General features: G+C 63.8%; 6 protein-coding genes (1 of these 6 running past the window's edge). 2 read left to right on the top strand and 4 right to left on the bottom strand.

Going from position 1 to position 7,191, the window contains the following annotated elements:
* A protein-coding gene (locus JHW44_RS01345; RefSeq protein ID WP_089344909.1) for a PaaI family thioesterase crosses the window boundary here: on the bottom strand, positions 1–310 show its 5' portion. 110 nt of this gene lie to the left of the window's left edge; the window shows 310 of its 420 coding nt (coding positions 1–310); it begins with the start codon at positions 308–310; its stop codon lies off the left edge, out of view.
* Between the two features lie 79 nt (positions 311–389).
* A complete protein-coding gene (locus tag JHW44_RS01340) occupies positions 390–854 on the bottom strand; it encodes an Lrp/AsnC family transcriptional regulator (protein WP_089344892.1) in 465 nt (154 codons plus the stop codon).
* 119 nt (positions 855–973) lie between these two features.
* Here JHW44_RS01340 and putA point away from each other — a divergent pair, with 119 nt between their 5' ends.
* Positions 974–4,381, top strand: a complete 3,408-nt coding sequence (putA, locus tag JHW44_RS01335; RefSeq protein ID WP_089344891.1) for a bifunctional proline dehydrogenase/L-glutamate gamma-semialdehyde dehydrogenase PutA — start codon at positions 974–976, stop codon at positions 4,379–4,381.
* A 47-nt stretch (positions 4,382–4,428) separates the two neighbouring features.
* Here putA and JHW44_RS01330 read toward each other — a convergent pair whose 3' ends face one another.
* Together JHW44_RS01330 and JHW44_RS01325 are read right to left on the bottom strand one after the other, a co-directional pair.
* Positions 4,429–5,382, bottom strand: coding sequence for a 1-phosphofructokinase family hexose kinase (locus JHW44_RS01330; RefSeq protein ID WP_245847217.1), 954 nt, complete (start codon positions 5,380–5,382; stop codon positions 4,429–4,431).
* Complete coding sequence (locus JHW44_RS01325; protein ID WP_089344889.1) at positions 5,379–5,786, bottom strand: metallopeptidase family protein; 408 nt, start codon at positions 5,784–5,786, stop codon at positions 5,379–5,381. The genes JHW44_RS01330 and JHW44_RS01325 overlap by 4 nt, the downstream gene beginning before the upstream one ends.
* Positions 5,787–5,866: 80 nt before the next feature.
* Between JHW44_RS01325 and gltX the strand changes: the two genes are divergently transcribed.
* Positions 5,867–7,189, top strand: a complete 1,323-nt coding sequence (gene gltX / locus JHW44_RS01320) for a glutamate--tRNA ligase (RefSeq protein WP_089344888.1) — start codon at positions 5,867–5,869, stop codon at positions 7,187–7,189.
* The last annotated feature ends 2 nt before the right edge of the window (positions 7,190–7,191 follow it).

Below are 7,191 nucleotides of genomic sequence, written 5' to 3'. Positions count from 1 at the left end.
CCCGGCATTGAGCGATCAGATCACGCCCCGCAGCAGGTTTGCGCATGAAGTCGATCGAGGCATTCGTGGTGACGGCCAGTGCGACGGGGCCGATGCGTGACAGGATCGCGCAATAGATCGCCAGGTCGGCCAGCGCGAACATTGCCGGACCGCTGACCGTGCCGCCCGGGCGCAGATGGGTCTGTTCGACCTTCAGCCGCGCGGTCAATGTGGTTTCATCCACGGTCTCGACCAGATACTGCCCCGCTACCTGCGGAAAATCCGACTCCAGAAATGCGTTCAGCGCATCCGCATCCATCTTCAATGTCATCATTCTCCCCCGTGCCCGTACGACAACCGTCCCCGACAACCGCGCCCGGACGCAAGCGGAAAGCGTGACCGGGTGCCCGTCAGATCGAGGTCCAGCCCTGCTCGACCACGGCTTCCATGGAGACATAGCTGGAGGTGCCGCTGACATATGGCAGGGTCGAGATCTTTTCGGCCATGATATTCCTGAAATCGGCCATGTCACGCGACCGCACCTTGACCAGATAGTCGAAGCCGCCAGCGATCATATAGCATTCCTCGACCTCGGGGATGGCGCGAATGGCGGCATTGAACTGTTCCAGCGCCTTTTGCCGCGTATCCGTCAGCCGCACCTCCATATAGGTGACATGGGTCAGCCCCAGTTTCAGCGGGGACAGCATCGCCCGATATCCCGTGATCAGCCCCATCTCTTCCATCTGCCGGATCCGCAAGGCGACCGGCGTCTTGGACAGCCCGACCCTCTTGGCAAGTTCGGTCACGGGAATGCGCGCATTGGCAACCAGTTCGGCCAGAATCTTGCGATTCGTCGCATCAAGAATGTCTTCCATTTCCAAGTTTCCCGATTTCGACCCCAAATTTAGCCGACTTGCCTATGCTAGATATGTCAGTTGGACACATTACCTTCGTATTATCCGTTATCAAAGGGTATTCCCGCAGGAGGTGCCCCATGACCCATTCAGATTTCTCTGCCTTCACGACCGATTCCAAGTTCCGCGATGAAGCCCGGCTTGTTCAGGACCTGATCTCTCAGGCGAATCTGGATGATGCCGCCCGCGCCCAGATCACCGCCCGCGCGGCCGATCTTGTCCGGCGCATCCGCAATGAGGCCAAGCCCAGCCTGATGGAACATTTCCTGTCGGAATACGGGTTGTCCACGCGGGAAGGCGTTGCCCTGATGTGCCTGGCCGAGGCCATGCTGCGCGTACCGGACAAGATGACCATCGACGCGCTGATCGAAGACAAGATTGCGCCCTCTGACTGGGGCAAGCACATGGGCGAGGCCTCGTCCTCGCTGGTGAACGCATCGACATGGGCGCTGATGCTGACCGGCAAGGTTCTGGAAGACGACCAACCCGGAATCGCAGGCACGCTGCGCGGCGCGATCCGCCGCCTGGGCGAGCCGGTGATCCGCACTGCGGTCGGACGCGCCATGAAGGAAATGGGACGGCAGTTCGTTCTGGGCCAGACCATCGAGGCCGCATTGGACCGCGCCCGCACGCTGGAGAAACAGGGCTACACCTACAGCTATGACATGCTGGGCGAAGCCGCGATGACCGCCGAGGACGCCGCCCGCTACGCGCGCGAATATGCCAGCGCCATCGACGCCATTGCCAAGGCCTGTGACAAGCCCTCGGTTCAGAAGAACCCCGGCATTTCGATCAAGCTGTCCGCCTTGCATCCCCGGTACGAGGTCGCCCAGGAAGAGCGCGTCCTGACGGAACTGGTGCCCATCGTTCTGGAACTTGCCCGCAAGGCAAAGGCCGCCGGAATGGGCATGAATGTCGATGCCGAGGAACAGGATCGCCTGGTCCTTTCGCTGAAGGTGATCGAGGAGGTGCTTTCGGATCCCTCGCTGGCCGGATGGGACGGATTCGGCGTGGTCGTTCAAGCCTATGGCAAACGCGCCGGCGCCGTGATCGACTGGCTGCATGACACCGCCGAGCGATTGGACCGCAAGATCATGGTCCGGCTGGTCAAGGGCGCCTATTGGGATACCGAGATGAAACATGCGCAGGTCGAGGGCCTGCCCGGTTTCCCGCTGTTCACCAACAAGGCGGCCACCGATGTCAGCTATATCGCCAATGCCAAGAAGCTGATCGGCTATGCCGACCGCATCTACCCGCAATTCGCGACCCATAACGCCCAGACCGTCGCCGCCGTTCTTGAAATGGTCGGTGACATCGATTTCGAATTCCAGCGCCTGCACGGCATGGGCGAGCGCCTGCATGACATCGTCATTCGCGAAACCAAGGGCGCATGCCGTATCTATGCGCCGGTCGGTGCGCATCGCGACCTGCTGGCCTATCTGGTCCGCCGCCTGCTGGAAAACGGCGCGAACTCCTCGTTCGTGCATCAGATCGTGGATGAAAGCGTCAGCCCGGAAGAGGTGGCCTCGGACCCCTTCGTCGATGTCGCAACGGCCTCGGCGCCTGCAGGCCTTGTGCCGCCCCATGCGTTGTTTGGTGCCGAGCGTCGCAATTCCACCGGTTTCGACCTGAATGATGCCATGACCCTGTCGCGCATTGATGCGGCGCGCGACACGCAAATCCCTGATGCGGCCCCGATCACTGTCTCGCAACCTTCGGGCACACCCGCCCCGGTCCTGAACCCCGCGACGGGAGAAACCATCGCGCAGATCCTTGAGGCCGATTCCGCCACCGTTGCCCAGGCCATCGCCGATGCCCGCCCCTGGGAGGCCAGCGCCGCCGAGCGCGCAGCCGTATTGCGCCGCGCAGCGGATCTCTACGAACAGAATTTCGGCGTCATCTTTGCCACCCTGGCACGTGAAGCCGGCAAGACGATGACCGACGCCGTGGGCGAGCTGCGCGAAGCCGTGGATTTCCTGCACTACTATGCCAATCAGGGCGAGGCCCGCGACGGCGAGGCACGCGGCATCATTACCGCCATCAGCCCCTGGAACTTCCCGCTGGCCATCTTTACCGGCCAGATCACGGCGGCGCTGGCGGCCGGCAATGCCGTGCTGGCCAAACCGGCCGAGCAGACACCGCTGATTGCCGCCATTGGCGTGCGGCTGTTGCATGAGGCCGGCGTGCCGGTCTCTGCCCTGCAATATCTGCCCGGCGACGGTGCCACGGTGGGCGCTGCGCTGACCTCGGATGCGCGCATCAATGGCGTGGTCTTCACCGGATCGACCGATACGGCCCGCGTCATCGCCCGCGCCATGGCGAAACATATGGCGCCAGGCACCCCGCTGATCGCGGAAACCGGCGGCCTGAACGCCATGATCGTCGATTCCACCGCCCTGCCGGAACAGGCCGTGCGCGACATCGTCGCCTCGTCCTTCCGCTCGGCCGGGCAGCGTTGCTCGGCGCTGCGCTGCCTGTATGTTCAGGAAGACATCGCCCCCAATCTGATCAAGATGATCAAGGGTGCGATGGACGAACTGAGCGTCGGCGATCCATGGCTGCTGTCCACCGATGTCGGCCCGTTGATCGACGCCGAAGCCCAGGACGGCATTGCCGGATATCTCGACGCCAACCGCAGCAAGATCCTGCACCAGACGCCCGCCCCCAAACAGGCGCATTTCCTGTCACCGACCCTGCTGCAGGTTTCCGGCATCGACGATCTGGAACGCGAAATCTTCGGGCCAGTTCTGCATGTTGCGACCTTCCGCAACCGCGATCTGCAAAAGGTCATCAGTGACATCAATGCCCGTGGCTTCGGCCTGACCTTCGGCCTGCACACCCGTATCGACTCGCGCGTGCAGGAGATCACCGATGCGATCCACTGCGGCAACCTCTACGTGAACCGCAACCAGATCGGTGCCGTCGTCGGCAGCCAGCCCTTTGGCGGCGAAGGCCTGTCGGGAACCGGCCCGAAAGCGGGTGGCCCGTTGTATGTCGATCGTTTCTTCCGGCCAAAGGCAGGCGAAGCCACCGGAACCGCATGGGAAAGGACGGCCGATGCCGCGAAACTGCGCCGCGACATTCCTGCTCCGACCGAGACCCTGCTGGACGAACAGATCATGCCCGGACCGACCGGAGAGCTGAACCGCCTGGTCATGGTCACCCGGCCGCCGATCCTCTGCCTTGGTCCGGGTGCCGCCACGGCCCGAGCGCAGGTTCGCGCGGTCGAAGCCCTTGGCGGACAGGCCGTTGCCGTCCCGGGTGCGCTCAGCGCGGAAGAACTGGGCCGGATCGAGGGAATCTCTGCCGCCATCTGGTGGGGCAATCAGGAACAGGCGCACAGCTATGCCGCAGCCCTTGCCGCACAAAGCGGGCCGATCCTGCCGCTGATCACCTCCATGCCCGATCAGGCGCATATTGCCCATGAACGGCATCTCTGCGTCGACACCACGGCAGCGGGCGGCAATGCCGCTCTGCTGGCAGGGTAATCATGACCGCCCTCTTCCGACGTCCGCGCGGAAGAGGGCTTCGCTTCCTAGAGTCGCGTCACCACGCGCTGCGCGTAGAGCCGTTCCACGTCATGGGCATGGCACAGCTCGGTCGCCGGTGTCATCACCGCAGCCGAGGCGGCCGCCGCGCCAAGGGCCAGCGCCTCTTGCACCGGCCAGTCCCGCGCCATGGCCAGAACAAACCCCGCCACGAAACTGTCGCCGGCACCGACCGCGCTGACCACGGGAACGCTGGCGGCCTCGGCATGCCAGGCGCTGTCAGCCTGGGCAATGACCGAACCATCCGCACCACGGGCAACGATCACCGCCTTGGCCGCCCCTTCGCGGACCAGATCGGCGGCGAACTGGGCGCTGTCCCTGCGATCAGGCAGAGGGCGCCCGGCCAGACCCTCGGCTTCGTGACTGTCCATGCGCAGCACATCCACCGGCGTCGATGACCCGGCCAGCGCACGCAACGCGTCGCCCGAAGTATCCACCAGCAATTTCGCCCGCCCGTCCTTCAGCCGCACGGTCAGCATCTGTTCAAAGCCCGGCGCAACCCCCGGCGGGTTCGAACCGGAGACGACGACCCAGCCTCCTGCCCGCGCGGCTTCGGCAATGGCGGACATCATTTCCGAAACATGAGTCATGTGCCATTCCGGTCCGGGCAGCACAAAGCGGTATTGCCCGCCGGTCGAGCGATCCTTGACGGCCAGCGATTGCCGCGTTTCTCCCGGCGCGGTCAGGCGCCGCACGGTCAGCCCGTCAGCCCGCAGCATGTCGTGGATGCGCGCGCCGGTCGCCCCGCCCAGAGCCACCATGGCCGTGGATTCCCCACCCATGACCTTGATCGCGCGGCTGACATTGATGCCACCGCCGCCGGGATCGACGACCGGTTTGTCGCAGCGCAGCTTCAGATCGGGTTTGACCTCATCGGCCCCGGTGGACAGATCCAGCGCCGGATTCAGCGTAACGGTCAGGATCGGTGCATGCATGCTCATTCCCACCACCTGTCAATACGGGCGATATCCTCATCACTCCAACCGAAATGATGCGCCAGTTCATGCGTGACGACATGACCGATCAATTCGCCAAGCGGAACATCCCCGCGCGAGGCCCATTCATCCAGCAGCGGCCGTCGGAACAGCCAGACGATATCCGGCCCCGAGGGCTGATCGGTCACAGATTTCTGCGTCACCGGAATGCCGTCATACAGGCCGGTCAGTTCGAACGGATCGTCGATCTGCAGTTCATCCAGAATGTCTTCGGGCGCAAATTCCGCGACACGAATCGCGACATCCTGTGCATGGCCCGCAAATTCCGCCGGCAGGGTCGCCAGGGCGGCGCGCGCCATGGCCTCGAGTCCTGCCGCATCCGGGGCTTTCATCCCGTCCCAGTCAGTCATTCACGCCTCCTGCGTTACATCCCTGATATGGACAAAAAACGCCTTCTGTGAAAGAGCAGCCAGCAACAGGAGACGTTTCCATGACCATCACCCGCTTTGCACCATCACCCACCGGGCATATCCATGTCGGCAATCTTCGCACCGCGCTGTTCAATTACCTGATCGCGCGCAAGGCCGGCGGCACCTTCATCCTGCGACTGGACGATACCGACCAGGAACGCTCGAAGGAAGAGTATGTCGATGGCATCAAGCGCGACCTGGACTGGCTGGGGCTGCATTGGGACCGGATCGAGCGCCAGTCGCTGCGGCTGGACCGCTATGCCGGCGTCGCCGAGGATCTGCGCAAGTCCGGCCGCCTCTACGAGGTTTTCGAAACCCCGACCGAACTGGACCTCAAGCGCAAGAAGCAGCTGAACATGGGCAAGCCGCCGGTCTATGACCGCACCGGGCTGGGCCTGACGGATGCCGACAAGGAAAAGCTGCGCGCCGAGGGTCGCGAGGGATACTGGCGCTTCCAGCTGGATCACGAACGTATCGAATGGAATGACGGCATTCTGGGCGACATCTCGATCGACGCCGCCTCGGTCAGCGATCCGGTGCTGATCCGTGCCGACGGGCAGGTGCTGTATACATTTGCCAGCAGCGTCGATGACACGGATATGGGCGTGACCGATATCGTGCGCGGTTCGGACCATGTCACCAATACCGCCACCCAGATCCAGATCATCCGCTCGATCGGCGGCACGCCGCCCTCTTTCGCCCATCACAGCCTGCTGACGGGCGCCAAGGGCGAGGAACTGTCCAAGCGGATCGGCGCGCTGTCGCTGAAAGACCTGCGCGAGGCCGGTGTCGCCCCCGAGGCGCTGCTGTCGCTGATGGCGCGGCTGGGATCGGGCCAGCCGGTCAAGCTGGCCAGCCTGGACGAGCTGGCCGAGCAGTTCGACCTGTCCCATTTCGGGGCCTCGCCCACCAAATTCGATGCCGATGATCTGTGGCCGCTGACCCGCGAACGCAATCAGGCCCTGCCCTTCGATGCCGTCAAGGATCGGATCGCCGCGCTTGGCGTGCCCGCAGATCAGGCCGAACGCTTCTGGCGCGTGGCCTCGCAGAACATCACCCGTATCGAGGATCTGGGCGAGTGGTGGAAGATCTTCAGCGAAGGGGCCGAACCCCAGATCGACCCCGAAGACGCCGAATTCATCGCCGAAGCCATGCAGCTGCTGCCGCCCCCGCCCTATGACGACTCGACCTGGTCGGAATGGACCGCCAAGGTCAAGGAAGCGACGGGCCGCAAGGGCAAGGGGCTGTTCATGCCTCTGCGCAAGGCCGTGACCGGTCAGGCCCATGGTCCCGACATGTCCGATGTCATGCCGTTGCTGCATGTCGTCAAGGCGCGCGGCTAACG

This window comes from Paracoccus seriniphilus (assembly GCF_028553745.1).
In the GTDB taxonomy this organism is placed as follows: domain Bacteria; phylum Pseudomonadota; class Alphaproteobacteria; order Rhodobacterales; family Rhodobacteraceae; genus Paracoccus; species Paracoccus seriniphilus.
Note: the sequence above shows the minus strand (reverse complement) of the source record. Positions and strands in the feature narration are given on the sequence as shown.

Bases quoted from the DNA above. Each gene is read 5' to 3' on its own strand.
- putA (WP_089344891.1), top strand. From the start codon at position 974: ATGACCCATTCAGATTTCTCTGCCTTCACGACCGATTCCAAGTTCCGC.
- JHW44_RS01330 (WP_245847217.1), bottom strand. From the start codon at position 5,382: ATGAGCATGCATGCACCGATCCTGACCGTTACGCTGAATCCGGCGCTG.
- JHW44_RS01340 (WP_089344892.1), bottom strand. From the start codon at position 854: ATGGAAGACATTCTTGATGCGACGAATCGCAAGATTCTGGCCGAACTG.
- JHW44_RS01325 (WP_089344889.1), bottom strand. From the start codon at position 5,786: ATGACTGACTGGGACGGGATGAAAGCCCCGGATGCGGCAGGACTCGAG.
- gltX (WP_089344888.1), top strand. From the start codon at position 5,867: ATGACCATCACCCGCTTTGCACCATCACCCACCGGGCATATCCATGTC.